The organism is Mycobacteriales bacterium (genome assembly GCA_035533475.1).
Classification (GTDB): Bacteria; Actinomycetota; Actinomycetes; order DATLTS01; family DATLTS01; genus DATLTS01.
Map to the genome: position 1 here is coordinate 35,438 of DATLTS010000006.1, position 26,046 is coordinate 61,483.

At 73.6% G+C, this 26,046-nt stretch carries 24 protein-coding genes and 3 pseudogenes; all 27 read left to right on the forward strand.

The window, feature by feature from the left end; genetic code table 11:
- Positions 1-63: 63 nt before the first annotated feature.
- Positions 64-1,998: a TIGR03960 family B12-binding radical SAM protein gene (locus tag VNG13_00445; protein HVA58994.1), complete on the forward strand. Its 1,935-nt coding sequence runs from the start codon at positions 64-66 to the stop codon at positions 1,996-1,998.
- On the forward strand, positions 1,995-2,813 hold the full coding sequence (locus tag VNG13_00450) for a TIGR03936 family radical SAM-associated protein (protein HVA58995.1): 819 nt from the start codon (positions 1,995-1,997) through the stop codon (positions 2,811-2,813). Before VNG13_00445 ends, VNG13_00450 begins: the two co-directional genes overlap by 4 nt.
- A 535-nt stretch (positions 2,814-3,348) precedes the next feature.
- A pseudogene (locus VNG13_00455) lies at positions 3,349-5,067 on the forward strand (Rne/Rng family ribonuclease).
- 311 nt (positions 5,068-5,378) lie between these two features.
- The gene (locus VNG13_00460; protein ID HVA58996.1) at positions 5,379-5,621 is read left to right on the forward strand and encodes a DUF1778 domain-containing protein; all 243 of its coding nucleotides are present in this window, start codon (positions 5,379-5,381) and stop codon (positions 5,619-5,621) included.
- Positions 5,618-5,974 (forward strand): type II toxin-antitoxin system PemK/MazF family toxin, encoded by a 357-nt coding sequence (locus tag VNG13_00465; GenBank protein ID HVA58997.1) that lies wholly within the window; start codon positions 5,618-5,620, stop codon positions 5,972-5,974. Before VNG13_00460 ends, VNG13_00465 begins: the two co-directional genes overlap by 4 nt.
- A gap of 403 nt (positions 5,975-6,377) precedes the next feature.
- Positions 6,378-6,689 (forward strand): annotated as a pseudogene (gene rplU, locus VNG13_00470) (50S ribosomal protein L21).
- A 68-nt stretch (positions 6,690-6,757) separates the two neighbouring features.
- Positions 6,758-7,024, forward strand: coding sequence for a 50S ribosomal protein L27 (gene rpmA, locus VNG13_00475; protein ID HVA58998.1), 267 nt, complete (start codon positions 6,758-6,760; stop codon positions 7,022-7,024).
- A 7-nt stretch (positions 7,025-7,031) separates the two neighbouring features.
- Entirely contained in the window at positions 7,032-8,438 is a 1,407-nt protein-coding gene (gene obgE / locus VNG13_00480) for a GTPase ObgE (GenBank protein ID HVA58999.1), read from the forward strand.
- Complete coding sequence (proB, locus tag VNG13_00485) at positions 8,435-9,553, forward strand: glutamate 5-kinase (GenBank protein HVA59000.1); 1,119 nt, start codon at positions 8,435-8,437, stop codon at positions 9,551-9,553. The genes obgE and proB overlap by 4 nt, the downstream gene beginning before the upstream one ends.
- A 123-nt stretch (positions 9,554-9,676) precedes the next feature.
- Positions 9,677-9,874 carry a type II toxin-antitoxin system VapB family antitoxin gene (locus VNG13_00490; GenBank protein HVA59001.1) on the forward strand — a complete coding sequence of 66 codons (198 nt, stop codon included), beginning with the start codon at positions 9,677-9,679 and terminating at the stop codon, positions 9,872-9,874.
- Positions 9,871-10,242 (forward strand): type II toxin-antitoxin system VapC family toxin, encoded by a 372-nt coding sequence (locus tag VNG13_00495; protein HVA59002.1) that lies wholly within the window; start codon positions 9,871-9,873, stop codon positions 10,240-10,242. The genes VNG13_00490 and VNG13_00495 overlap by 4 nt, the downstream gene beginning before the upstream one ends.
- Positions 10,243-10,348: 106 nt before the next feature.
- Positions 10,349-10,501: pseudogene (locus tag VNG13_00500) on the forward strand (antitoxin).
- A 136-nt stretch (positions 10,502-10,637) separates the two neighbouring features.
- Positions 10,638-10,883, forward strand: coding sequence for a hypothetical protein (locus VNG13_00505; GenBank protein HVA59003.1), 246 nt, complete (start codon positions 10,638-10,640; stop codon positions 10,881-10,883).
- Positions 10,880-11,182 (forward strand): hypothetical protein, encoded by a 303-nt coding sequence (locus tag VNG13_00510; protein HVA59004.1) that lies wholly within the window; start codon positions 10,880-10,882, stop codon positions 11,180-11,182. The genes VNG13_00505 and VNG13_00510 overlap by 4 nt, the downstream gene beginning before the upstream one ends.
- Positions 11,183-11,326: 144 nt before the next feature.
- Positions 11,327-12,589 (forward strand): glutamate-5-semialdehyde dehydrogenase, encoded by a 1,263-nt coding sequence (locus VNG13_00515; GenBank protein ID HVA59005.1) that lies wholly within the window; start codon positions 11,327-11,329, stop codon positions 12,587-12,589.
- 48 nt (positions 12,590-12,637) lie between these two features.
- Positions 12,638-14,146 (forward strand): TldD/PmbA family protein, encoded by a 1,509-nt coding sequence (locus VNG13_00520; protein HVA59006.1) that lies wholly within the window; start codon positions 12,638-12,640, stop codon positions 14,144-14,146.
- Positions 14,143-15,519 (forward strand): metallopeptidase TldD-related protein, encoded by a 1,377-nt coding sequence (locus tag VNG13_00525; GenBank protein ID HVA59007.1) that lies wholly within the window; start codon positions 14,143-14,145, stop codon positions 15,517-15,519. The genes VNG13_00520 and VNG13_00525 overlap by 4 nt, the downstream gene beginning before the upstream one ends.
- Before the next feature lie 85 nt (positions 15,520-15,604).
- Positions 15,605-16,381 carry an ABC transporter ATP-binding protein gene (locus VNG13_00530; protein HVA59008.1) on the forward strand — a complete coding sequence of 259 codons (777 nt, stop codon included), beginning with the start codon at positions 15,605-15,607 and terminating at the stop codon, positions 16,379-16,381.
- On the forward strand, positions 16,368-17,075 hold the full coding sequence (locus VNG13_00535) for an ABC transporter ATP-binding protein (protein HVA59009.1): 708 nt from the start codon (positions 16,368-16,370) through the stop codon (positions 17,073-17,075). The genes VNG13_00530 and VNG13_00535 overlap by 14 nt, the downstream gene beginning before the upstream one ends.
- Before the next feature lie 4 nt (positions 17,076-17,079).
- Positions 17,080-17,955, forward strand: coding sequence for a branched-chain amino acid ABC transporter permease (locus VNG13_00540; GenBank protein ID HVA59010.1), 876 nt, complete (start codon positions 17,080-17,082; stop codon positions 17,953-17,955).
- Entirely contained in the window at positions 17,956-18,999 is a 1,044-nt protein-coding gene (locus VNG13_00545) for a branched-chain amino acid ABC transporter permease (protein HVA59011.1), read from the forward strand.
- Between the two features lie 28 nt (positions 19,000-19,027).
- Positions 19,028-20,359, forward strand: a complete 1,332-nt coding sequence (locus VNG13_00550; GenBank protein HVA59012.1) for an ABC transporter substrate-binding protein — start codon at positions 19,028-19,030, stop codon at positions 20,357-20,359.
- 103 nt (positions 20,360-20,462) lie between these two features.
- Positions 20,463-21,338, forward strand: a complete 876-nt coding sequence (locus tag VNG13_00555) for a MoxR family ATPase (GenBank protein HVA59013.1) — start codon at positions 20,463-20,465, stop codon at positions 21,336-21,338.
- Between the two features lie 8 nt (positions 21,339-21,346).
- Positions 21,347-22,744: a VWA domain-containing protein gene (locus tag VNG13_00560; protein HVA59014.1), complete on the forward strand. Its 1,398-nt coding sequence runs from the start codon at positions 21,347-21,349 to the stop codon at positions 22,742-22,744.
- Positions 22,741-24,072, forward strand: a complete 1,332-nt coding sequence (locus tag VNG13_00565) for a phenylacetate--CoA ligase (protein ID HVA59015.1) — start codon at positions 22,741-22,743, stop codon at positions 24,070-24,072. The genes VNG13_00560 and VNG13_00565 overlap by 4 nt, the downstream gene beginning before the upstream one ends.
- Before the next feature lie 22 nt (positions 24,073-24,094).
- Positions 24,095-24,706, forward strand: coding sequence for a nicotinate-nucleotide adenylyltransferase (nadD, locus tag VNG13_00570; GenBank protein ID HVA59016.1), 612 nt, complete (start codon positions 24,095-24,097; stop codon positions 24,704-24,706).
- The gene (locus VNG13_00575; protein HVA59017.1) at positions 24,703-26,019 is read left to right on the forward strand and encodes a LytR C-terminal domain-containing protein; all 1,317 of its coding nucleotides are present in this window, start codon (positions 24,703-24,705) and stop codon (positions 26,017-26,019) included. The genes nadD and VNG13_00575 overlap by 4 nt, the downstream gene beginning before the upstream one ends.
- Positions 26,020-26,046: the final 27 nt, after the last annotated feature.

A 26,046-nucleotide genomic window follows, 5' to 3' on the forward strand; every position in this document is an offset into this window, starting at 1 on the left:
GCCGGCGGGCCGCGTACTGTGGGGCGCCGGGCCGACCGTGTCCCTGGCTGCCGGAGGGGAACCGTGCCGATCGAGAGCGTCTTCGCACGCCTCGAACCGCTGCTGCCCCGCGTGCAGAAGCCGATCCAGTACGTGGGCGGCGAGCGCAACGCCGGAACCAAGGACTGGGACGCCGCGGACGTCCGCTGGTGCCTCATGTACCCGGACGCCTACGAGGTCGGGCTGCCGAATCAGGGCATGCAGATCCTCTACGAGATTCTCAACGAGCAACCCGGGGTCCTCGCCGAGCGCACCTACAGCGTCTGGGCGGATCTCGAGGCGCTGCTCCGGGAGCACGGGATCCCGCAGTTCACCGTGGACGGGCACCGGCCGGTGGGCGCGTTCGACCTGCTCGGGGTGAGCTTCGCCACCGAGCTCGGCTACACGAACCTGCTCAGCGCGCTGGACCTGGCCGGGATCCCGATCGAGGCCGCCGACCGGGACGGGAGCCACCCGCTGGTCATCGCCGGCGGGCACGCCGCGTTCAACCCGGAGCCGATCGCGCCGTTCATCGACGCCGCGGTGCTCGGGGACGGGGAGGAGGCGGTGCTCGCGATCACCGCCGTGGTCCGGGACTGGAAGCGGGCCGAGCGCCCCGGCGGCCGGGTCGGCCTGCTCGAGCGGCTGGCCGGCGCCGGCGGGGTGTACGTCCCGAGCTTCTACGACGTTGACTACCTGCCGGACGGGCGGATCCGCCGGGTCGCCCCGAACCGGGCCGGGGTGCCGTACCGGGTCAGCAAGCACACCGTGATGAACCTCGACGAGTGGCCCTACCCGAAGCATCCGCTGGTGCCGCTCGCCGAGACCGTGCACGAGCGGATGAGCGTCGAGATCTTCCGCGGCTGCACCCGGGGCTGCCGGTTCTGCCAGGCCGGGATGATCACCCGGCCGGTCCGCGAGCGGAGCCTGTCCACGGTGGTCGGGATGGTCGACGCGGGGCTCGCGGCCACCGGCTTCGAGGAGGTCGGGCTGCTCTCGCTGTCCAGCGCCGACCACTCCGAGATCGGCGAGATCGCGAAGGGCCTGGCCGACCGGTACGAGGGGACGAACACCTCCCTGTCGCTGCCCTCGACCAGGGTCGACGCGTTCAACGTCGAGCTGGCGAACGAGCTGACCCGGGGGGCGCGGCGCTCCGGGCTGACCTTCGCGCCGGAGGGCGGGTCGGAACGGATCCGCCGGGTGATCAACAAGATGGTCACCGAGGAGGACCTGATCCGGACCGTGACCACCGCCTACGCCGGCGGCTGGCGGCACGTGAAGCTCTACTTCATGTGCGGGTTGCCGACCGAGACCGACGAGGACGTGCTCGCGATCGCCGGGCTGGCCCGCAAGGTGGTGGCGGCCGGGCGGCAGGCGGCCGGGCGCAACGACATCCGCTGCACGGTGAGCATCGGCGGTTTCGTCCCGAAGCCGCACACCCCGTTCCAGTGGGCCGGGCAGCTCGGCCACGAGGCCACCGACGCCCGGCTGGCCAAGCTCCGCGCGGCGATCGGCAGCGACCGGGCGTTCAGCCGGGCGATCGGCCTGCGCTACCACGACGGCCGGCCGGGGACCGTCGAGGGTCTGCTCGCCCGCGGCGACCGCCGGGTGGCCGGCGTGATCCGGGCGGCCTGGGAACTCGGGGCGCGTTTCGACGGCTGGAGCGAGCACTTCTCCTTCGACCGCTGGATGACCGCCGCCCGGTCCGCGCTGGCCGGCACCGGGGTCGACGTCGACTGGTTCACGACGCGCGAGCGCGAGCTGACCGAGGTGCTGCCCTGGGACCATCTCGACGCCGGCCTGGAGAAGGACTGGCTCTGGCAGGACTGGCAGGACGCCCTCGCCGAGGTCGAGGTCGACGACTGCCGCTGGTCGCCGTGCTTCGACTGCGGGGTGTGCCCGGCGATGGGCACCGAGATCCAGGTGGGCCCGACCGGGCAGAGCCTGCTCCCGCTGGCCCCGGTGGCGCCGCGCTCGTGAGCCGGCGGCAACCCGAGCGCGGCGCGGACGAGATCGCCCAGCGGTTGCGGATCCACTACGCCCGCCGCGGGCGGCTCCGGTTCACCAGCCACCGCGACGTCCAGCGGGCACTCGAGCGGGCGCTGCGGCAGGCCCGGCTGCCGGTCGCGTTCTCCGGCGGCTTCAACCGGCACCCGAAGATCTCCTATGTCGGGGCGGCGCCCACCGGCGCGGCCAGCGAGGCTGAATACCTGGAGATCTCGCTCACCGAGCGGGTGCGCCCGGCGAGCGTCCGGGCCGACCTGGACGCGGCGCTGCCGGCCGGGCTGGACATCCTGGAGGTGGTCGAGGCCGGACCGGGTTCGCTGCCGGACCGGGTGACCGGATCCCGGTGGCGGGTCGAGCTGCCTGGGGTGGAGGAGGAGGCGGCGGCCGCCGCGATCGCCGCCTTCCTCGCCGAGACCTCGGTGCCGGTCGAACGGGTGTTGAAGGACGGCCGGCGCATCCTCGACGCCCGGGCCGCGGTCGTCTGGCTCGAGCTCGGCGGGCGCGGCTCCGACGGTGACCCGGGCCCCTGTGCGATACTGGAGCTGGTTGTGCGGCACTGCACTCCCGCCGTGCGACCCGACGACGTGCTCGCCGGACTGCGCGAGGTCGCCGCGTTGACGCTGCCGGTTCCCGCCAAGGTGACCAGGCTGGCGCAAGGCGCCCTCGACCCCTGCGGCGATCTCGCCGATCCGCTCGCGACCGACCGGGCCGCCCCGGCTGCCGACGGCAGCCCGCAGCCGGTCGCGGCCTCGGCCGTCGTCGACCGGCCCCCGCCCGCGGGGGCCTGACCGAGACTTGCGCCGGCCCGGCCGGCGACCCGAGACCCGCCCCCGCGCGGCGCGATCTGCGCCCGGGGGCATGACAGGAGACCGACCGATGTCGGAGGACGACACCGCGCCACCCGCCCGCCCGCGCCGCACCGCCACCCGCGCCGCCGGGCCGCCGGCCCCCAGCCGGCCGGCGAGCGAGCCCCCCAGCCCCGCCAGCCCCGCCAGCCCCGGGACCGCCGGCCCGGACCCGGGCGATCCCGATGCCCCGAAGGCGCCGGCCCGGACCCGCCGGCGCCGCACCCCGGCCGCCAGTGCCGCCGAACCGGCCGCGGCCGTTGAGGCTGCCGCCGAGCCGGCCGCCGAGACGGCCGCCGAGCCGGGCACCCGCCGCCGGCGAGCCCTGCCCCCGGTGGTCACCTTCCAGGCCCCGCCCGAGCTGCCGGCCGCCCCGGTCGCCCGCGGCGCCGACCCCGCCGACGAGCCGCCGCCCCCCCGCAAGACCGCCGCCCGCCGGCCGGCGGCGGCTGAACCCGCGGCGGCCGAACCGGCGCCCGGGGCCGCCGAGACCGGCTCCGACGGCGACGATGCCGACGACGGTCGCCCGCGCCGGCGCCGCGGACGCCGTGGCCGGGGCGGCGGCGGTGGCGGCGCAACCGCGACCCCCGCCGGCGAGCCCGGCGAGGAGGCCGGCGAGGCCGCGACACCCTCCCCCGAGCCACCGGCCGACGGCGATGGCGCCGAGGACGGCCCGGAGGGGACCGGCAGCCGCCGTCGCCGCCGGCGGCGCCGCCGGCGCCCCGGCGAGCCCGGCGAGGAGACCGGCTCCGACGAGGCCACCGAGACCACCCCCCGCCCGCGCGCGCCCCGCGCACCCCGGGCCGACCGGCCGGAGGAGGAGGAGAGCGAGGTCCGTGGGGTCAAGGGCTCGACCCGGCTGGAAGCCAAGCGGCAGCGCCGCCGGGACGGCCGGGACTCCGGCCGGCGCCGGGCGCCCATCCTCAGCGAGGCGGAGTTCCTCGCCCGCCGGGAGGCCGTCGAGCGGATCATGGTGGTCCGGGAGGGGACCGACCGGACCCAGATCGCGGTCCTCGAGGACGGCGTGCTCGTCGAGCATTACGTGCAACGCTCGCACGGCGCCTCGGGTGTCGGAAACGTCTATCTCGGCCGGGTCCAGAACGTCCTGCCGAGCATGGAGGCCGCGTTCGTCGACGTCGGCCGGGGCCGCAACGCGGTCCTCTACGCCGGCGAGGTCAACTACGACGCGAGCGCGCTGGAGGGAAGGCCGAGCCGGATCGAGCAGGCCCTGAAATCCGGCCAGTCGGTGCTCGTCCAGGTGACCAAGGACCCGATCGGGCACAAGGGCGCCCGGCTCACCAGCCAGGTCAGCGTTCCCGGCCGGTTCATGGTCTACGTCCCGGAGGGGCCGATGACCGGGATCAGCCGCAAGCTCCCCGACAGCGAGCGGACCCGGCTCAAGGCGATCCTGAAGAAGATCACCCCGGAGGAAGCGGGGGTCATCGTCCGCACCGCCGCCGAGGGCGCCTCCGAGGAGGGCCTGACCCGCGACCTGTCCCGGCTCGTCGCGCAGTGGGAGGACATCCGCAAGAAGGCCGCGCAGGTCACCGCACCCGCCCTCGTCTACGCCGAACCCGATCTGGTCATCCGGGTCATTCGAGACATCTTCAACGAGGATTTCGCCGGGCTCGTGGTCCAGGGCGCTGACGAGTGGGACACGGTGGAGGCCTACGTCGGTCACGTCGCACCGGATCTGGCCCCCCGGTTGTCCCGCTGGACCGGGGAGGGGGACGTCTTCAGCGCGCACCGGATCGACGAGCAGCTGGCGAAGGCACTGGACCGCAAGGTCTGGCTGCCGAGCGGCGGTTACCTGGTCATCGACCGGACCGAGGCGATGATCGTCGTCGACGTCAACACCGGGAAGTTCACCGGCAAGGGCGGCAACCTCGAGGAGACGGTCACCAAGAACAACCTGGAGGCGGCGGAGGAGATCGTCCGGCAGCTGCGGCTGCGCGACCTCGGCGGGATCATCGTCATCGACTTCATCGACATGGTCCTGGAAAGCAACCGGGACCTGGTCCTGCGCCGGCTGCTCGAATGCCTGGGCCGGGACCGGACCAAGCACCAGGTCGCCGAGGTCACCTCGCTGGGCCTCGTCCAGATGACCCGCAAGCGGATCGGCGAGGGCCTGCTCGAGGCGTTCTCGGAGAACTGCCCGGAGTGCTCCGGGCGCGGGGTGATCGTGACCATCGACCCGTTCGGGCCGGGCGGGGAGCAGCCGCGCCGCCCGAAGGCGGTCCCGGCGCCGCCGAGCCCGGCGCCGAGCCCCGAGCCGGTGGCCGGTCAGCTGGTCGAGTAGGTCCGGGCCTGGGTAGTGGGTCGGTTTGCCGGGAGCCGATATTCGAGCGGCCCGGCTGCGCGCTAGCCGGCCACGACGGCCGAGGGCCCCGGCGGCGCTCCGTGGCCAGCCGACTACAGGCGGCGCGCACTTCTTGGACAACTCGAAACCTCGCGAACACCTCGAGCGAGTACGCAGTCGCGTTATGATGACGTGTTACACTGTCGTGTATGGCAGCGACGCTCACGATCCGCCTGGACGCCGAAGATCGGGCCGCCCTGGAGGAGGCTGCGCGGAGCCAGGGCAAAGGACTCAGCACTTTCGTTCGGGACCTCGCCGAGGCCGAAGCACGCCGGGTGCGCCGGGAGGCGATCCGAGCGCACGGTGAGCGGGTGATGGCGCATCTGGCCGAGCATCCAGCGGCCGAGAGCGAGCTCGATGAGCTGGGCACGCCATTGAGCGATCTGCCGTGAGCCGGCACGCGGCCGGCACCATCGTGGTGGTCGATTGGCGCGGCCGTGCGCTGTTCGACGAGCCGGCCCGGCTGCGGCCGGCCGTGGTGGTCGAGGACCACGACCTGTTCCCCGAGCAGTACCCCAACACGATCGTGGTGCCGTTGACCCGTGAGGAGGGGCTCGCCCACGAGTCCTTTGCCGAACGGATCGAGCCGACCCCCGACAACGGAGCCGAGACGACGTGCTGGGCATTGGCACATCACGTCACCAGCGTGTCGCTGCGACGCATCACCTCGACCCCCTCCCGGGTGACCCCCGACCAGCTGGCCGCCATCCGCCGGCGCATCACGGTCGCGGTGGGGGTCGGCTGATCGTCTCCGGCTCGAGTGGTCCCCGGTCACCGGCTCGACCAGGCGCGAATTCCGCGCCGAGGCCACGGCCGCCGAAGGCCGGCTCGGATCGAGCACTCCGCTGGTCTGCCCAGCTTTCCGGCCGCGCGGGCCAGGCAGCTGAGTCGGGTGACCGCATGAGGTCGCGACCCGCCGGGGCATCCCGGTAAGCGATCGCCTGGTGGGCCTGTCGAGGCGGTCTGGCGCTTCGGGCGCCATGCTGCCAGGGCGGCCACAAGCGTCGCCATAGGGCGATCGACGACCGGACCGGCCGGGAGTTTCGCGGCAGGTCTTTCTCGGTCCGATGCACTTCCTGTATCCTGCTCCGGACACGCGGGCCCGGCGGTTCCGGAGCGGCGTGCGCGACCCCGAGGAGACCCGACCGATGTACGCGATCGTCCGAAGCGGCGGCCGCCAGCACAAGGTGAGCGTCGGGGACACCCTCGAGCTCGACCGGAGCCCACTCCCGTCCGGTGAGTCGTTCACCCTGCCGGCGGTGCTCGTCGTCGACGGCGAGACGGTCACCAGCGACGCGGCCGGGCTGGCCGGCTTCACGGTCACTGCCGAGGTGCTCGGCGACGCGAAGGGCCCGAAGATCGAAATCCTCAAGTACAAGAACAAGACCGGCTACCGCAAGCGGCAGGGTCACCGTCAGCGGCTGACCCGGGTCCGGGTGACCGGGATCGACAGTGCTAGCGGGAAAGACAGTGCTAGCGGCAACGACAGTGCCACCGGCAACGACAGTGCAGACAAGGACGCCTAGGTATGGCTCACAAGAAGGGCGCCTCGTCGAGCCGTAACGGCCGGGATTCCACGGCGCAGCGGCTCGGGGTGAAGCGCTTCGGCGGGCAGGCGGTGCGGGCCGGGGAGATCCTCGTCCGTCAGCGCGGCACCCACTTCCACCCGGGCGAGCTGGTCGGTCGGGGCGGCGACGACACCCTGTTCGCGCTGGCGGACGGCGCGGTGCAGTTCGGCACCCGCCGCGGCCGGCGGGTGGTCAACATCGTCCCGGCGGAGACCGCGCAGGCCTGACCGCCCCGTGCCGGGTTTCGTCGATCGTGCGGTGGTGCACGCCACGGCCGGCGACGGCGGCCACGGCTGCACGTCGGTGCACCGGGAGAAGTACAAGCCGCTCGGCGGACCGGACGGCGGCAACGGCGGCCGGGGCGGGGACGTGGTCCTCGTCGTCGACCCGCAGACCACCACCCTGCTCGACTACCACCGCCACCCGCACCAGCGCGCCGGCTCCGGTAAGCCCGGTCAGGGTGGCCTGCGCCACGGTGCGCACGGTGCCGACCTGATCCTGCCGGTCCCCGACGGCACGGTCGTCTCCGCCGCCGACGGCACCCTGCTCGCCGACCTGGTCGGCGCCGGCAGCCGCTACGTCGCCGCCGCCGGTGGCCGCGGCGGTTCGGGCAACGCCGCGCTGGCCTCCCCGCGGCGCCGGGCGCCCGGTTTCGCGCTGCTCGGCGAGCCGGGCCAGCACGCGGACGTCGTGCTCGAGCTCAAGACCGTCGCCGACGTCGCCCTCGTCGGCTACCCGAACGCCGGCAAGTCCTCGCTGGTGGCCGCGCTCTCCGCCGCCCGACCGAAAATCGCCGACTACCCGTTCACGACCCTGGTCCCGAACCTCGGCGTCGTCGAGGCCGGCGAGCTGGTTTTCACGGTCGCGGACGTTCCGGGGCTCATCCCGGGCGCCAGCCAGGGCCGCGGCCTCGGCCACGAGTTCCTCCGCCACGTAGAGCGGTGCGCGGTCATCGTGCACGTCATCGACCTGGCCAGCGACGAGCCGGGGCGCTCCCCGGCAGCCGACCTCGACGTGATCGAGGCGGAGCTCGCCGCCTACGGCGGGCTGGCCGACCGGCGCCGGTTGATCGTGCTCAACAAGCTCGACGTCGTCGGCGCGGAGCTGGCGGCGGAGCTGGCCGGTGGCCTGCCCGACGGGGTGTTCACCGTGTCGGCCGCGACCCGCGAGGGGCTGCGCCCGCTGGCCTTCGCGATGGCCGAGGCGGTGGCCGGGGCGCGGGCGGCCGCGCCGGCCGCCGAGCCCACCCGGATCGTGCTCCGGCCCCGGGCCGTGGACGACGCCGGCTTCAGCGTCGAGGCGGACGGCGACGGGTTCCGGGTCCTCGGGGAGCGCCCGGAACGCTGGGTGCGCCAGACCGACTTCGCCAACGCCGAGGCGGTCGGCTACCTCGCCGACCGGCTGGCCCGGCTCGGCGTCGAGACCGAGCTGGCTAAGCGCGGCGCCGAACCCGGGGTCGCGGTGAGCATCGGCGAGGTCACGTTCGACTGGGAGCCCTCGACCCCGGCCGGGGTGGCCGCGGTCCTCGCCACCCGCGGTAGCGACCCCCGCCTCGACCCGACGACCCGTCCGCCCGCGGCGACCCGGCGGCAGGCGAAGCGCGACCGGCGCCAGCTCGACGAGCCCGGGCCGAGCAGGTGACCGCGGTCGCCTCCGCCCGCCGGCTGGTGGTCAAGGTCGGCTCCTCCTCGCTCACCGCGCCCGGCGGCGGGGTCGCGCCGGACCGGGTCGACGCGCTCGTCGACGTGCTCGCCGCCCGCGTCGCGGACGGCGTAGAGGTCGTCCTCGTCTCCTCCGGTGCGATCGCCGCCGGGCTGGCCCCGCTGGGGCTCTCCCGACGGCCGACCGACCTGGCGACCCTCCAGGCCGCGGCGAGCGTCGGGCAGGGGGCGCTGGTCGCCTGCTACGCCGCGTCGTTCGCCCGGCACGGCCGGCGGGTCGGGCAGGTGCTGCTCACCGCCGAGGACGTGATCCGCCGGGCGCACTACCGCAACGCGCAGCGCACGCTGGATCGACTGCTCGCGTTGGGGGTGGTGCCGGTCGTTAACGAGAACGACACGGTCGCCACCGAGGAGATCCGTTTCGGCGACAACGACCGGCTGGCGGCCCTGGTCTGCCTGCTGGTGCGGGCCGACGCGCTCGTGCTGCTCTCCGACGTCGACGGCCTCTACGACCGGGAGCCCGGCCGGCCCGGGGCGCGCCGGATCGCCGAGGTTCGCGGCCGCGCGGACCTGGCGGGCGTTCCGCTGACCCGGCCGGGCGCGGTGGGGGTCGGCACCGGGGGGATGGCGACGAAGGTCGACGCCGCCGGGATCGCCGCGCAGGCCGGCGTGCCGGCGCTGATCGCCGGTGCCGCCGACGTCGAGGCGGCCCTGGCCGGCGCCGCGGTGGGCACGCTGTTCCACCCGGTCGGGCCGCGGGTCACCGCCCGGCTGCTGTGGCTGGCCCACGCCAGCGCCCCGCGCGGACGGGTCGTTCTCGACGCCGGGGCGGTGCGGGCGGTGATCGAGCGGCGGATGTCGCTGCTGCCCGCCGGGGTCGTCGCGGTGGACGGCGAGTTCGTCTCCGGGGACCCGGTCGACCTGGTCGACGCCGACGGCCGGGTCCTCGCCCGCGGCCTCGCCGGCTACGACGCCGCGGAGCTGCCGGCGATGCTCGGCCGCTCCACCCGGGAGCTCGCCGCGAGCCTGGGCCCGGAGTTCGCGCGGGAGATCGTGCACCGCGACGATCTGGTAGTGGGCCAGTTCGACTGGTGATCGTGCCGGGCCCCGTTTCGAATTTCGCTCATGGACGCCGGCCGACGTTGATCCGATTTCGGAACAGCATCTGAAACCGCATCATCTGATGCTAATGTAGATGCTCTATTGCGGAGGCCTCAGATGCGGACCACTGTGACGATCGACGACGAGCTCCTTCACCGCGCGGCAGAGCTGACCGGCGTCACCGAGCGGACGTCCTTGCTGCGGGAGGGGCTCGAGACCCTCATCCGGGTGGAGAGCGCCAAGCGTCTCGCGGCCCTGGGGGGTAGCGATCCGGCGGCGCGGGCTCCCCGACGCGATCGAGGCAAGTCGCGGTGATCCTGGTCGACACCTCGGTGTGGATCGATCACCTTCGTAAGGTCGAACCGACGCTCGTCGATGTGCTTGCCCGGGATGAGGTCGTCTGTCACACGCTGGTGATCCAGGAGCTGGCCCTCGGCAGCATCAAGGATCGAGAGGTGCTGCTCGACTCACTGGTCCAGCTCCGTGGATGCCCGTTCCTCACCCAGGCCGAGATGCTCGCCCTTGTGGACGCCCGCCGGCTGTGGGGGCGGGGGCTGGGTGCTGTCGATTGTCACCTTCTCGGGTCGCTCCTGCTGTTGCCCGGGACCCGGTTCTGGACGCGAGACAAGCGACTGCGGACGATCGCGGGGGAGTTGGGTGTGCCGCCGGTGGTGTGGTCGTGATCCACCAGGAGGCGACCGCGCTGCGCGTAGTCCCGCGACAAGGTGCCGTTCTGCCGTGGCGCCACGTCGGGTAGGCGCTGCCGTTCATACCTGGTTATACCCGGGTGTGAAGACCGCCATCTCGGTACCTGACGAGACCTTCGAGCGGGCCACCCGCCGCGCCCGCGAACTCGGCATGAGCCGCTCGGAGTTCTTCGCCACCGCTGCCGTGCGCTACCTAGCCGAGCTGGACCGCGCTTCGCTGACGGGTCGCATCGATGAAGCGTTCGCGCTGGCCGGTGTCCCGCCGACGAGCTGAGCTCCCGCACCGACCCGGCCGGGGTGACCACCAGCCAAGTTGCAGATGACCCGGTTTGGGATTGCACCAACAATATTGTGTATGACACAATATTCAGGTGCAGCTGAAACCGATCCGGTTCACCCGGGGCAGCCGCAAGCACCGGATAGGTCGCGCCAGCGCCCGCCACGTCATCGACACCGCCACTCCCAGCGTCGAAACCGACGAGGTCACCGAGGCCGTCATCATGAGGTGGGTCGGCAACGACGAGCGGGGCCGGGAGCTGGAAGTCATCGCCATCGAGCGCCCCGATTGCCAGCTCGTCATCCACGTAATGCCCACGCACTACCGGAGGCACCCATGACACCGCGCAAGCCCACGCCCATCGGCCCCGACGTCGACCTCGAGGCCGAAGACATCCGGCTGCCCGACGGCAGTCGCCTGACCGAGTCCAAGGCGGCCAAAATCGTCGAGCGGGTTCACCGCCAGCACCCCGGCCGGCCCTCGGTTAGCGGCGACCAGGAGCACACCCCGGTCATGACCGTGCGCGTCACCCGCGCAGCCAGGGCCGCTCTCGAACAGATCGCACAAGCCCAGGGCCGCCGACTGGCCGACGTCAGCCGCGACGCGCTCGACGAGTACATCCGCCGCCACGCCAGCTGATCGCTTGGACGGGTCGGTTCCCACGGCCTGCCTGGGGCGCAATGAGGTCGAAGTCCGAGTCGTAGTGCAGCACCGCGACGTCAAGCTCCTCGGCGGAAGCGACGATCGCGTTGTGCTTTCCGGCCGATCTGGGACACTTCCCGGGTGACCAGTGCAGCGGAGGTCCACGACGTCGCCCGCCGGGCGCGCGGTGCCGCCGACGAGCTCGCGCAGGCGACCCGGGCGGCGAAGGACGCGGCGCTGCACGCCATGGCCGACGCCCTCGACGCGGCGACCGGGGCGGTCCTCGACGCCAACCGCCGCGACGTCGAACGGGCCCGCGGGGACGGCACCCCGGCGGCGCTGATCGACCGGCTCTCCCTCGACACCGCGCGGGTGGCCGGGATGGCCGGCGGCCTTCGGGCGGTGGCCGCGCTGGCCGACCCGGTGGGGGAGACGATCCGCGGGTCCACCCTGCCCAACGGGCTGGAGATCCGCCAGGTCCGGGTGCCGCTCGGGGTGGTCGGCATCATCTACGAAGCCCGGCCCAACGTCACCGTCGACGCCGCCGGGCTCACCCTGAAAAGCGGCAACGCGGTGCTGCTGCGGGGCTCCTCGTCGGCCCGCGACTCCAACGCCGCGCTGGTCGACGTCCTGTCCGCCGCGGTGGCCGCCGCCGGGCTGCCGGGCGCCGCGATCGCCCTGGTGCCCGGCGTCGACCACGAGGCGACGAAGCACCTGATGCGGGCCCACGGGCTGGTCGACGTGCTCATCCCGCGCGGCGGCGCCGGCCTGATCCGGTCGGTGATCGAGGAGTCCACGGTTCCGGTGATCGAGACCGGGATCGGGAACTGCCACGTTTACGTCGACGCCGACGCCGACCTGGAGATGGCCGTCCGCATCGTCGTCAACGCGAAGGCGCAACGCCCGTCGGTGTGCAACGCCGCGGAGACCCTGCTCGTCCACCGCGACGCGGCGCCCGCCTTCCTCCCCGCGGTCCTGCCGGCGCTCGCCGCCGCCGGGGTCACCGTGCACGGGGACCCCGGGGTCGCCGGCTACGCGCCCTCCGTCGTCGCGGCCACCGACGAGGACTGGGCGGCGGAGTACCTCTCGCTCGACCTGGCGGTCGCCGTCGTGGACTCGCTGGCCGACGCGCTGGCCCACATCCGCCGCTGGGGCTCCGGGCACACCGAGGCGATCGTGACCCGCTCGCTGGAGTCGGCCCGCACGTTCACCGCCCGGGTCGACGCCGCCGCGGTCGTCGTCAACGCCTCGACACGGTTCACCGACGGGGAGCAGTTCGGCATGGGCGCCGAGATCGGGATCTCCACCCAGAAGCTGCACGCCCGCGGGCCGATGGCGCTGTCCGAGCTCACCTCGACGAAGTGGATCGTCACCGGCGACGGGCAGGTCCGCGGCCCCGCCTGATCCGGCCCGGGGCGCACCGCCGGGCCCGGCCGGCGCTACGGTCGGCGGGTGCCGCACCGTATCGACCCGTCGTTCCTAGACCTCCCGCTGCGCGGCCTGGCCGAGGCGGCGCTGGAGGCGGCCCGCAAGCTCGGCGTCGAGCACGCCGACGTCCGGGTCGAGCGGATCCGCACCCAGGACGTCGTGCTCCGCGACCACGAGCTGGAGACCTTCCACGACGACGAGGAGTCCGGCGTCGCGGTTCGCGTCGTCCACGACGGCGCCTGGGGTTTCGCGGCGAGCTCCGACCTGCGGGTCGACGCCGCGGCGGGGCTCGCGGCGCGCGCGGTGGCGGTCGCCCGGGCGACCGCGGCGCTCAACGCCGAGCCGGTGCAACTCGCCGACGAACCGGTGCACGGCGACGCCACCTGGGTCAGCTCCTACCAGGTGGACCCCTTCCAGGTGCCGGACGCCGAGAAGGTGGCCCGGCTCCGGGACTGGACCGGCCGGCTGCTCGCCGCCCCCGGCGTCAGCCACGTCGACGCCTCGCTGCGCCAGGTCCGGGAGAACAAGTTCTACGCCGATCTGGCCGGCACCTCGACGACCCAGCAGCGGATCCGGCTGCACCCGGCGGTGACCGCGGTGAGCGTCGACCGCGACGGCGGCCGGTTCGACTCGATGCGCACGCTCGCCCCCCCGGTGGGGCGCGGCTACGAGTACCTCACCGGCACCGGATGGGACTGGGACGCCGAGCTGGCCGAGATCCCGGAGCTGCTCGCCGAGAAGATGCGGGCCCCCACGGTGGAGGCCGGCCGCTACGACCTGGTCATCGACCCGAGCAACCTGTGGCTCACCATCCACGAGTCGGTGGGCCACGCCACCGAACTGGACCGGGCGCTCGGCTACGAGGCCAACTACGCCGGGACGTCGTTCGCCACCTTCGACCAGCTCGGCAGCCTGCGCTACGGGTCGGAGCTGATGCAGGTCAGCGGTGACCGGACGGTGGAGCACGGCCTGGCCACCGTCGGCTATGACGACGAGGGGGTCGCCGGGCAGCGCTGGGACGTGGTTCGCGACGGCGTGCTCACCGGCTACCAGCTGGACCGCCGGATCGCCCGGCGCACCGGCCTCGGCCGGTCCAACGGTTGCGCGTTCGCCGACTCGCCGATGCACGTCCCGGTCCAGCGGATGGCCAACGTCTCGCTGGCGCCGGCCGCCGCCGGGCCGTCCACCGCGGAGCTGATCGCCGGGGTCGAGCGCGGCATCTACGTCGTGGGGGACAAGAGCTGGTCGATCGACATGCAGCGCTACAACTTCCAGTTCACCGGCCAGCGCTTCTTCGCGATCCGCTCCGGCCGGCTCGCCGGGCAGCTGCGCGACGTCGCCTACCAGGCGACGACCACCGATTTCTGGGGCAGCCTGGCCGGTCTCGGCGGCGAGGGCACCTGGGTCCTCGGCGGGGCCTTCAACTGCGGCAAGGCCCAGCCCGGGCAGGTGGCCGCGGTCAGCCACGGCTGCCCGGCGACGCTGTTCACCGGCGTCCGGATCCTCGACACGGTGGCGGAGGGCGGCCGGTGACGCTGTCCCCCGAGCAGATCGTCGAACGCGGCCTCGGCCACGCCCGCGGCGACGGTGCGGTCGTCCTGGTGCACGACGCGAGCGCGGTGAACCTGCGTTTCGCGAACACCTCGCTGACGACCAACGGCGCGGAGGAACAGCGCCGGGTCTCGGTCGTCGCCGTGGCCGGCGGGGCGGTCGGCGTCGTCTCCCGCAGCGGCCTGAGCGACGACCGCGACGTCGCCGACCTGGTGGCGGCCGCCGAGGCGGTGGCCCGGGCGAACCCGCCGGCGGAGGACGCGGCGCCGCTCGCCGACGGCCCGGCCGACCCCGGGTTCGCCGACGCCGCCCCCGGCACCGGGATCGAGGTGTTCGCGGGCCTGGTCGACGGTCTGGCGGCGGCGTTCGACCGGGTCCGCGGCGCCGACCGCGGGCTGTTCGGGTTCGCCCGGCACGAGGTGGTGACCAGCTACCTGGGTTCCTCGACCGGGCTGCGCCGCCGCCACGTCCAGCCCACCGGGACCCTGGAGCTGACCTGCCGCGCCGGCGACGGGGCGGCCTCCGCCTGGGCCGGGCGAGCCAGCCGGGACTTCCGCGACGTCGACGTCACCGGCCTCGTCGACGAAGTCGGTCGCCGGCTCGACTGGTCCGCCCGCCGGGTGGAGCTGCCGGCCGGGCGGTACGAGACCCTGCTGCCGCCGTCGGCGGTCGCCGACCTGGTCACCTACCTCTACCTGTCGATGTCGGCCCGGGCCGCCCACGACGGGCGGTCCCCGTTGTCCCGCGCGGGTGGGGGCACCCGGGTGGGCGAGGCGCTGACGGGGCTGCCGCTGAGCCTGCGCAGCGACCCGGTCGAGGCCGGCCTGGAATGCTCGCCGTTCGTCGAGACCCCGGTGTCGAGCGAGCTGGGCTCGGTGTTCGACAACGGGCTCGCGGTCGCGCGGTCGGACTGGATCCGGGACGGCCGCATCGAGGCGCTGGTCTCGACCCGCCACTCGGCGACGCTCACCGGCCTGCCGGTCCGGCCGTACGTGGACAACCTCGTCCTCGACGTCGCCGACCCCGGTTCCGACCTGGCCGGGATGATCGGGAGCACCGGGCGCGGCCTGCTGCTCACCTGCCTGTGGTACATCCGCGAGGTGGACCCGGAGACCCTGCTGCTCACCGGGCTGACCCGCGACGGTGTCTTCCTGGTGGAGGGCGGCGAGGTGGTCGGGGCGGTGAACAACTTCCGGTTCAACGAGAGCCCGATCACCCTGCTCGGCCGGCTCGCCGAGGTCGGCCCGACCGCGCCTACGCTGTCCCGGGAGTTCAACGAGTACCTCACCCGGGTGGCCGCCCCGCCGGTCCGGATTGCGGACTTCCATATGAGCTCGGTGAGTCAGGCGTCGTAGCCCAGCCCGGTGGTAGCGTGCCGGCGGAGCATGATCAACCGGCGGGAGGGACGAGCTGCCCGGATCCGGTGGTGACGGCCTGGCGGTGCAGGACGTCACCGTGCGCTTCGGCGGGCTGCTCGCCCTCGACGGCGTCTCGCTCGACGTCACGCCCGGTGAGGTCGTCGGTGTCATCGGCCCGAACGGCGCCGGCAAGACCACCCTGTTCAACGTGATGTGCGGGTTCGTGGCCCCCACCGCCGGGCGGATCTCGGTCGGCGGCCGGACGATCCGCCGGATCCGGCCGCACCAGCTCGCCGGGCTCGGCATCGCCCGGACCTTGCAGGGGGTCGGATTGTTCCCCGGCCTGACCGTGCTGGAGAACGTGATGGCCGGGGCGACCGTCTCCGCCCGCTCCGGGCTGGCCGCCGCGCTGCTCGGGGCGCCGCGGTCGTCGAGGGACGAGTCCCGGCTGGCCGCGCGGGCGATGTCCACGCTGGCCGACCTCGACGTCGACTCGGTCGCCGGGCGGCTGCCCGCCACCTTGCCGTACGGGATCCAGAAGCGGGTCGCGCTCGCGCGGGCCCTGGTCAACGAACCCGGCTACCTGCTGCTCGACGAGCCGGCCAGCGGGCTGGACGAGGCCGACATGTCCGACCTGGCGGGCCTGCTGGCCAGGCTGAAGACCCGCATCGGCGTCCTGCTCGTCGAGCACCACATGGATCTCGTCATGTCGGTCTGCGACCGGCTCGTGGTGCTGGACTTCGGGCGGCAGATCGCCGCCGGCACGCCGGCCGAGGTGAAGGGCGACCCGGCGGTCGCCGCGGCGTACCTCGGCGAGGAGCTGGCCGCCGAGCCGGAGGTGCAGCGTGCTGACGGTTGACAAGCTGAGTACCTCCTACGGGGCGGTCGAGGCGCTGCGCGACGTCTCGTTCACCGTCGAGGACGGCTCGATCACCGCCGTGCTCGGCGCCAACGGCGCCGGCAAGACCACCCTGCTGCGGTCGATGACCGGCCTGGTCCGGCCGCGGGCCGGGTCGGTGACCTACGAGGGGCGCGACCTCACCCGGCTGCGGGTCGAGGACGTCGTCCGGGCCGGTGTCGCGCACGTGCCGGAGGGGCGCGGGGTGATCCAGGAACTCACCGTGGAGGAGAACCTTCGCCTCGGCGCGCTCTGGCGGCGCAACCGGACCGAGGGCCGGGCCGGCCTGGACGAGGTCTACGAACTGTTCGGGCCGCTGCGCGAGCGCCGCCGCCGGCCCGCCTACACCCTCTCCGGCGGGGAGCGCCAGATGCTCGCGATCGGCCGGGCCCTGATCAGCCGGCCCCGGCTGCTGCTCCTCGACGAGCCGTCGCTCGGCCTCGCCCCGCGGGTCGTCGCCCAGATCATGGGGCTGCTCCGCGACCTGGCCCGCCAGACCCGGCTCACCGTCCTGCTCGTCGAACAGAACGCCCGGACCGCGCTGTCGATCGCCGACACCGCGGTCGTGCTCTCCCTCGGCCGGGTCGCGGTCACCGGGGACGCCGCCGGGATGGCCGCCGACACCCAGCTCCGCCACCACTACCTCGGGTTCTGAGCCGATGCTGAGCGAAACCCTCAACGGGCTCACCTACGGCATGATCTACTCCGCGGTCGCGCTCGGCCTGGTGCTGATCTACCGGTCCACCCGGGTCGTCAACTTCGCCCAGGGCGGGATGGCGATGTTCACCACCTACCTCGCGGTGACCGTAATCGACCGGGGCTGGAACTACTGGATCGCGTTCGCGGTCGCGCTGGGATCCGGGCTGGCGCTCGGCGCGATCGTCGAACGGCTGCTCGTCCGCCGGGTCGAGTCGAAGAACCCGCTGAACGCCGTGATCGTCACCATCGGCCTGCTGATCCTGCTCGAATCGGTGGCCGGCATGGTGTGGGGCGGCGGGACGCGGGCGTTCCCGGCGCACTTCTCGATCGTCGGGGTCGGCATCGGCCGCCATGCGCTGGCGATCTCCCGGTTCGACTTTTTCGTCATCGGCGCGGTCCTGCTCGTGATGCTCGCGCTGGTCGTCCTGTTCCGGGCCACCAGCCTGGGCCTGCGGATGCGGGCGGCCGCGTTCTCCCCGGAGGTCGCCCGGCTGCTCGGGGTCCGGGTCGGGCGGATGCTGACCCTCGGCTGGGCGCTCGCCTCACTGGTCGGTTCGCTCGCCGGTGTGCTGGTCGCGCCGAAGGTGTTCCTGTCGCCGAACATGATGGACGAGATCCTGATCTTCGGGTTCGCCGCCGCCGTCCTCGGCGGCCTGGACAGCCCGGTCGGCGCGCTGATCGGCGGGCTGGTCCTCGGCCTGGTGACGAGCTACGTCGGCGGCTGGTCGGTGGCCGGCCCCAGCCTCGAGGTGCTCGGTGCGCTCGTCGTCCTGGTGGTGGTGCTGATGGTCCGGCCGCAGGGGCTGTTCTCCGGGCTCGGCCAGCGGCGGGTCTGAATGACACCGAACGAGCTGGCCGGCCGGCTGCGCCTGCCCAGCCAGCCGCTGCTCCGCCATCTCGTGCTCGGCGCGGCCGGGCTGGTGGCGATCTGGGTGATCACGTCGACGCAGAACGCCTACAACGACTTCCAGATCGCCTCGATCGGCGCCTACCTGGTGGCGATCGCTGGGCTGTCCATCCTCACCGGCTTCAATGGCCAGATCTCACTCGGCCACGGCGCGTTCATGATGGTCGGCGCCTACACGACCGCGCTGCTGGCGGTGCACACCCACCTGCTGCTCGCCGTCGTGCTGCTCGCCTCGGTCGCGGTCGCCGCCGCCGCCGGCGGGCTGGTCGGCGTCGCCGCCGCCCGGCTGCGCGGGCCGTATCTGGCCGGCGCGACGCTGGCCCTCGCGGTCGCGCTGCCGGACATCCCGGTCCGCTGGTCGGCGACGCTGAAGGGGCGCACCGGTTTCTCGCTGAACCCGCCGGCCCCGCCGGCGTTCCTCGGCCCGACGTTCACCGCCGAGCGCTGGATGTCCTGGATCTCCGGCCTCGCCGTCGTGCTCACCGTGATCCTGCTGGCCAATCTGGCCCGCAGCCGGTTCGGCCGGTCGTTCCGGGCGGTCCGCGACGACGAGATCGCCGCGTCGCTCGCCGGCATCCACGTCGCCCGGACCCAGGTGCTCGCGTTCGTCCTGTCCGCCGGCTGCGCCGGGCTCGGCGGGGCGCTGCTCGCCTACGCGACGACCAGCGTCTCCTCCGACGGCTTCCCGATCAACCTTTCGATCGCCCTGCTCACCGGCGCCGTGCTCGGCGGGATGGGCACCCTGTTCGGCGCGGTCTGGGGGGCGATCCTGGTCGTATATCTTCCGCAGTGGGCGACTTCGCTGTCCCAGCACCTGAGCCTGTCGCGGCCGATCAGCGCGAACCTCGCGCTGGGCGTCTACGGGCTGGTGCTGATGGTGGCGATCCTCGTCTTCCCGGGGGGAATCCAGGCCGGGCTGCGCCGGCTCGTCGCGTTCGTGGCGACCCGCGGCAGTCCGGTCCGGTCCACGTGAACACCGCTCGAACCAAGGAGGAGCACAGATGAAGATCGGTTCCACTCGGCAGTCCAGACTGCCGGCCGTGGCCGCGACGGCGGTGCTCGCCGTGCTCGCCGCGTCCTGCAGTTCCTCGCCGTCTTCGGGCGGATCAACCGGCTCCGGGGGCCTCGGCAAGGCCACCGCGCCCGGGGTCACCGGCACGTCGATCCTGCTCGGCAGCACCCAACCGCTCACCGGGCCGGCGTCCTCCGGCTATGACGAGATCGGGCCGGCGATCAACTCGTTCTTCCAGTTCGTCAACAGCAAGGGCGGCGTCTACAACCGCAAGATCACGTTCGACTACCAGGACGACGTCTACGACGTGACCGGGCAGACCCCGACGGTCACCCGCAAGCTGGTCCTTCAGGACAGCGTGTTCGCGATGGTCGGGGCCCTCGGCACCGCGCCGCACGAGTCGGTCGTGTCGTTCCTGAACGCCAACCGGATCCCGGACCTGTTCGTCGACACCGGCTTCCCCGGCTTCAACAACGTCACGGCCTACCCGTACACGTTCTCCGACTTCACCGACTACGTCGTCGAGGGCAAGATCCTCGGCCAGTACGTGACCCAGCATTTCGCGGGGCAGAAGGTCGCCTATCTCGGGCAGGCCGACGACCTTGGCACCTACGGCGCCAAGGGCCTCGACGCGGAGATCCCGGCCGCGGACGTGGTCGCGAAGAAGCAGTACGTGCCGACCGCAACCGCGATCCCGGTCGACGTGCCGAACGCGATCGCGACCGCGAAGGCGCTCGGCGCGAAGGTCGTCGTGCTGTTCACGATCCCGGCGGCGACCGCGACCGCCGTGCTGACCGCCGCCGCGCTGAACTACCACCCGCAGTTCGTGGTGAGCAGCGTCGGCAGCGACCCGACCACGCTGGACACCCTGCTCAAGGTGTTCTCCAAGGGCAAGGCCGGCGGGGTGCTGGACGACGGCATGATCACCGACGGCTACTACGCGTCGGCCTCCGACACCGCGAACCAGTGGACGGCGCTGTTCAAGCAGATCCACGACCAGTACGACGCCAGCCAGCCCTTCGACGGCAACTTCCTGAACGGGGTTGGGATCGCCTACATGACCTACCGGGCGCTGAAGGCGGCCGGTCCGGACCTCACCCGCCAGGGCCTGGTCAACGCGATCACCGCGGCGGCGCTCAACGGCCCGAACCTGGCCCCGCTCGGGTTCTCCTCGACGAGCCACGCCGGGATCGAAGGTGACCAGATGGGCACCATCTCCAACAACCGGGTCACGCTGAGCGGGCCGGTGTTCAGCGGCACGGACACCACGGCGATCACCTCCGGGGGCAACGCCCAGACTCCGGTGCCGACCACCTGGTAGGCGCCGTCCCGGGGGCCGGCCCGACGCCGGCCCCCGGGCGGTTCCGGGGTCGATCGTGGACCTCCGATGGACTAGAATGACGTTCGGTTCCCGAGGAGGTCGTGTGACCGCGACGTTCGCCAGCCCGGCCGACGTCGGCGAGCGGCTGGCCGGCGCCGGCTACCTCGCCGACGACGCGATCGCCACCACCGTGTTCCTCGCCGACCGCCTCGACAAGCCGCTGCTCGTCGAGGGCCCGGCCGGCGTCGGCAAGACCGAGCTGGCCAAGGCGGTCGCCACCGCCGCCGGCGCCGACCTGGTCCGGCTCCAGTGCTACGAGGGGCTGGACGAGGCGCGGGCGCTGTACGAGTGGAACTACAAGAAGCAGTTGCTGCGGATCCAGGCCGCCGGCGCGGACGCCGGCTGGCGGGACACCCACGACGACATCTTCACCGAGGAGTTCCTCCTCGCCCGGCCGCTGCTCACCGCGATCCGCCGCAGCGACCCGACGGTGCTGCTCATCGACGAGACCGACAAGGCCGACATCGAGGTCGAGGGGCTGCTGCTCGAGGTGCTGTCGGACTTCCAGGTGACGATCCCCGAGCTCGGCACGATCCGGGCCACCCGCACCCCGTTCGTGCTGCTGACGAGCAACGCCACCCGGGAGCTGTCCGAGGCGCTGAAGCGGCGCTGCCTCTACCTGCACCTGGACTACCCGAGCGCCGAGCGGGAGAAGGCCATCATCTTGTCCCGGGTCCCGCAGATCGCCGAGGCGCTCGCCGAGTCGCTGGTCCGCACCGTGCGCGCGCTCCGCGCGCTGGAGCTGAAGAAGGCGCCGTCGGTCGCGGAGAGCATCGACTGGGCCCGGACCCTGCTCGCCCTCGGCCTGGACACCCTCGACGAGGCGGCGGTCGCCGGCACCCTCGGCGTGGTGCTCAAGCACGCCTCCGACCAGGCCCGAGCGGTCAGCCAACTGCGGCTGGCCGGCCCGGCGAACTAGGCCCGCCGGTGCCGGCCGGGCTGCTCGACCGCCAGGTCGCATTCGTCGCCGCGCTGCGCACGGCCGGGCTGCCGGTCTCCCTCGCCGAATCCCTCGACGCGACCCGGGCGATGGCGGTCCTCGGCCTCGCCGACCGCGACGCGCTCCGCTCGGCGCTGGCCGCCACCCTGGTGAAGCGGCCCGCGCAGCGCCTCGCGTTCGACACCCTGTTCGACCTGTACTACCCGAGGGCGGTCGGCGACGGGCAGCCGGCCGGCGAGGCCCCCACCGACGCCCCCGACGACCCCGGCCCGCCGGGTGCGGACAACGAGCGGCTCCGCGACCGGCTTCGCGACCGGCTCCGCGAGCTGCTCCTCGACGGCGACGAGGCGGCGCTGCGCCGGCTCGCCCGGGAGGCGGTGGGTCAGCTCGGCCGGGCCGCAACCCAGCCGGGCCGGCAGTCCTTCTTCGCCTACCGGGTGCTGCGCCGGCTCTCCCCCGACACCTTGCTGGCAGGCCTGCTCGAGGAGGTGCTGCGCGGCCAGGAGCGCGGCGGCCTCGCCGAGCGTGTCGCGCGGCAGACGCTCGCCGAGCGCCTCCGGCTGTTCGAAACCCTCGTTGAAGCCGAAGTCAGACGCCGGCTGGCCGAAGAACGCGGCGTCGAGCACGTCGCCCGCACCGCGGTGAAGCCCCTCGCCGAGACGGTCGACTTCCTCCGCGCCTCCCGAGACGACCTCCAGGAGCTGCGCCGCCAGGTGTACCCGCTGGCCCGGCGGCTCGGCACCCGGCTGACCGCCCGCCGCCGCCACGGCCACGCCGGCCGGCTGGACTTCCGGCGCACGGTCCGGGCCTCGCTGTCCACCGGCGGGGTGCCGGTCGTCACCCACCACCGCCCGCACAAGCCGCACAAGCCGGAGCTGGTCGTGCTCTGCGACGTCAGCGGCTCCGTGGCCTCGTTCGCGCACTTCACCATGCTGCTCGCCTACGCGCTGCGCGAGCAGTTCGCCAAGGTGCGGGCGTTCGCGTTCATCGACACCACCGACGAGGTGACCCGGTTCTTCACCGCCGGCGACGACGTCGCGGAGGCGATGGCCCGGCTGGTAGCCGGCGCCAACCTGGTCTGGTACGACGGCCACAGCGACTACGGCCACGCCTTCGAGGTCTTCGTCGAGAAGTGGCCGGACGCGGTGGGACCGAAGACGTCGCTGCTCATCCTCGGCGACGCGCGGAACAACTACCGCGCGCTCGGCCTGCCGGCGCTGCGTTCGATGGTCGGCCGGGCCCGCCACGCCTACTGGCTCAACCCGGAGCCGCGCCAGTACTGGGGGAGCGGCGACTCCTCCGCCACCGGCTACGCCGAGGTGGTGGAGATGGTGGAGTGCCGCAACGCCGCGCAGCTCGAACAGTTCGTGTCCGCGCTGCTGTGATCCGCGATCCCGCGGCGGAGTGTGCGGCACCGGAGGACCGGGCCCGCCGCCAAGGCGAGCGGCTCGCTTCGCTGGTGGACCGGCTGCTCGACGCCGGCGGGTTGGCCGGTGAACGCCTGCGGGCCGCCGGGGTCGCCGCCGGGCGCGACGTGGCGCCGTCCGGGCTGGCGGGGCCGTCCGGGCTGGCCGGGCTGTCCGGGTTGCCGACGACGAGCAAGGCCGACCTGTGGGCGGCCTACCCGTTCGGGATGCTCGCCGTGGCGCGCAGCGAGGTCGTCGCCGTGCACGGGTCCAGCGGCACCGGTGGTCGGCCCACCCTCGTCGCCTACACCCGGGCCGACCTCGAGTTGTGGGCCGAGGTCTGCGCCCGGGCGCTGGCCGCCGCCGGTGCGGAGCCCGGATCGCTGGTTCACAACGCCTACGGCTACGGGCTGTTCACCGGCGGCCTCGGCATCCATCAGGGGGCGATCGCGCTCGGCGCGACCGTGCTGCCGATGTCCGGTGGCATGACGGCCCGGCAGGTGCGGATGATCGCCGACCTGCGACCGCAGATCCTCACCTGCACCCCGTCCTACGCGGTCCAGCTCGGCGAGGCGATCCGCGCCGCCGGCGTCGATGCCACCAGCCTGCGCGCCGGGGTGTTCGGTGCCGAGCCGTGGAGCGAGGCGCTGCGCCGGCAGATCGAGGAGCTGCTCGAGCTGCGGGCCCTGGACATCTACGGGCTGTCGGAGGTGATCGGCCCGGGGGTCGCCGCCGAGTGCCTGGAGCAGCGCGGCCTGCACGTCAACGAGGACCACTTCCTGGTCGAGGCGATCGACCCGGAGTCCGGCGCGCCGGTGCCGGACGGCACGCCGGGCGAGCTGGTCTTCACCACGGTGACCAAGCAGGCGCTGCCGCTGCTGCGCTACCGGACCGGCGACATCGCGTCGCTGGACCGGGCGCCGTGCCCGTGCGGGCGGACCCTGGTCCGGATGAGCAAGGTGCTCGGCCGCCGCGACGACATGCTCGTCATCCGCGGGGTCAACGTCTACCCCAGCGAGGTGGAGGCCGTGCTGCTCGCGGATCCGCGGCTCGGGCCGAACTACCAGCTGGTCGTGGACCGCCGGGCGCCCGGCGCCCGGCTCGTCGTGGTCTGCGAGCTGGCTCCCGGCGTCGACGCGGCCGCCGGCCTCACCGCCGATCTGGGCGGGGCGCTGCGTGAACGGCTCGGCCTGGGGGCGGAGGTCGTCGCCCGACCGGCCGGCGGGCTGCCGCGCCCGGAGGGCGGGAAGGCGGTGCGGGTGTCGAACTGGGACGCCGGCGCCCCGCCGTTGCCCGGGATCGAGTAGCCCGGTCGATACCCTGCCTGGCGTGGAATGCAGCGGCGCGGGCCGCCGGCTCGGGGTGATGGGCGGGACCTTCGATCCGGTGCACAACGGGCACCTGGTCGCGGCCAGCGAAGTCGCCAGCCTCTTCCACCTCGACGAGGTGGTCTTCGTCCCCACCGGGTCGCCGTGGCAGAAGTCCGAGCGCCGGGTCTCCCCGGCCGAGGACCGTTACCTGATGACGGTGATCGCAACCGCGGCGAACCCGAGCTTCACGGTGAGCCGCGCGGACATCGACCGGCCCGGCCCGACCTACACGATCGACACGATCCGGGCGGTCCGGGACGCCTACGGGCCGGCGGTCGAGCTGTTCTTCATCACCGGCGCGGACGCGCTGGCCCAGATCCTCGGCTGGGACCGGGCCGAGGAGCTGTTCGGCGTCGCCCATTTCATCGGGGTGACCCGGCCCGGGCACAAGCTGTCCGACCCGGGGTTCCCGGACGGCGCGGTGAGCCTGGTGGAGGTGCCGGCGCTCGCGATCAGCTCCACCGACTGCCGCGACCGGGTGGCCCGCGGCGAGCCGGTCTGGTACCTGGTACCGGACGGGGTCGTGCAGTACATCTCCAAGCGCCGCCTCTACCGGCCGGGGGCACCGTGACCGGCCGGCGCGGGCAGCGCCGGCGGATCGGGCGGCGACCCGCCGGGTCACCCCCGCCGCAGCCGACCGCCGGCCCGCTGGCGCCGTCGGTGACCATCGTGCGGGCGCCCGGGCGCCGGGAGCTGCGCCGGCAACGCCAGCGGCGCAGCAGGCGGATCCGCGGGCTTATCGCCGCGGCCGTCGTGGTCCTGCTCGCCCTGGTGGGCGGGGCGCTCGGGGTCGGGCTGGGTGTCCACCAAGGGACGCCGCCCGCGGCGGCGGGCGCCCGGCCGCAGGCGACGCTGCTGTTCCAGCTCCGCGGCGCGGACGGCTCGGCGGTGGTGAGCGCGCTGCTCGCCCACGACACCCGGACCGGGCAGGGTGCGGAGATCCTCATCCCGTCCCGGGTGATCAGCGAGGTCCCCGGGTCGGGCAGCCTGCTGTTCGGCCGGGCACTGGCGCTGCCGAACGGGGCGAACCTGTCCCGCGACGCCCTGGCCGACCTGATGAATGTGACGGTCGACGGGTCGTGGGTGGTGACGACGGGCGGTCTTGCGGCGCTGATTGACCGGGTCGGGGGGGTGACCGTCACCGTGGACACGACGATCACCACCCCGGTCCGCGGCGGTGGGCAGGCGGTCCTGCTCAACCCGGGCCGTCAGCTCCTGAGCGGCGCGAACGCGGTGACCTACGCCGGGTATCTCGCCCCGGGCGAGCCGCAGATCGCGGACCTGCCCCGGCTTCAGGCGGTGCTCGACGCGCTGATGGCCCGGCTGCCGGCGCAGCCCGGCGCGCTGGCCGGCGAGCTGACCGCGCTCGGCGGCGGCTCGGCGATCTCCGGGCTGAGCATGGCGCAGACCGCCGCGCTGCTCGTCGAGTTCGCCCGCGACGACGCCGGGAACCGGGTGCAGTACGACACGCTGCCGACGACCACCCTGGAGGTCGGCTCCGGCCCGGCGTCCTACGGCATCGACACCGGGCAGGTGCAGCAGCTGGTGTCCACGGTGCTCGCCGACTCGGTCCCGCCCGGCGCGGTGTCCGGCAGCCGCCGGGTGCTCGTCGAGAACGGGGTTGGGACCCCGGGCCTGGGCTCGTCGGTGCGGGACCGGCTGGTGAACGCCGGGCTCCAGGTCGTCGGGGACCGCAACGCCCCCCACTTCGGCTTCCGGACCTCGCTGGTCCTGATCTTCGCCGAGACGTCCCAGCAGATCGCCCTCGGCGACGAGGTTGCCCGAGCGCTCAACCTGGACCCGGCGAAGGTCGTGCGGGTGTCCACCCGCGACCAGAACATCGCCGACGTCATCGTCATCATCGGGGCCGACTACCGCGGCTGAGCTTTCGGGTGGGCGAGCCGTGAGATC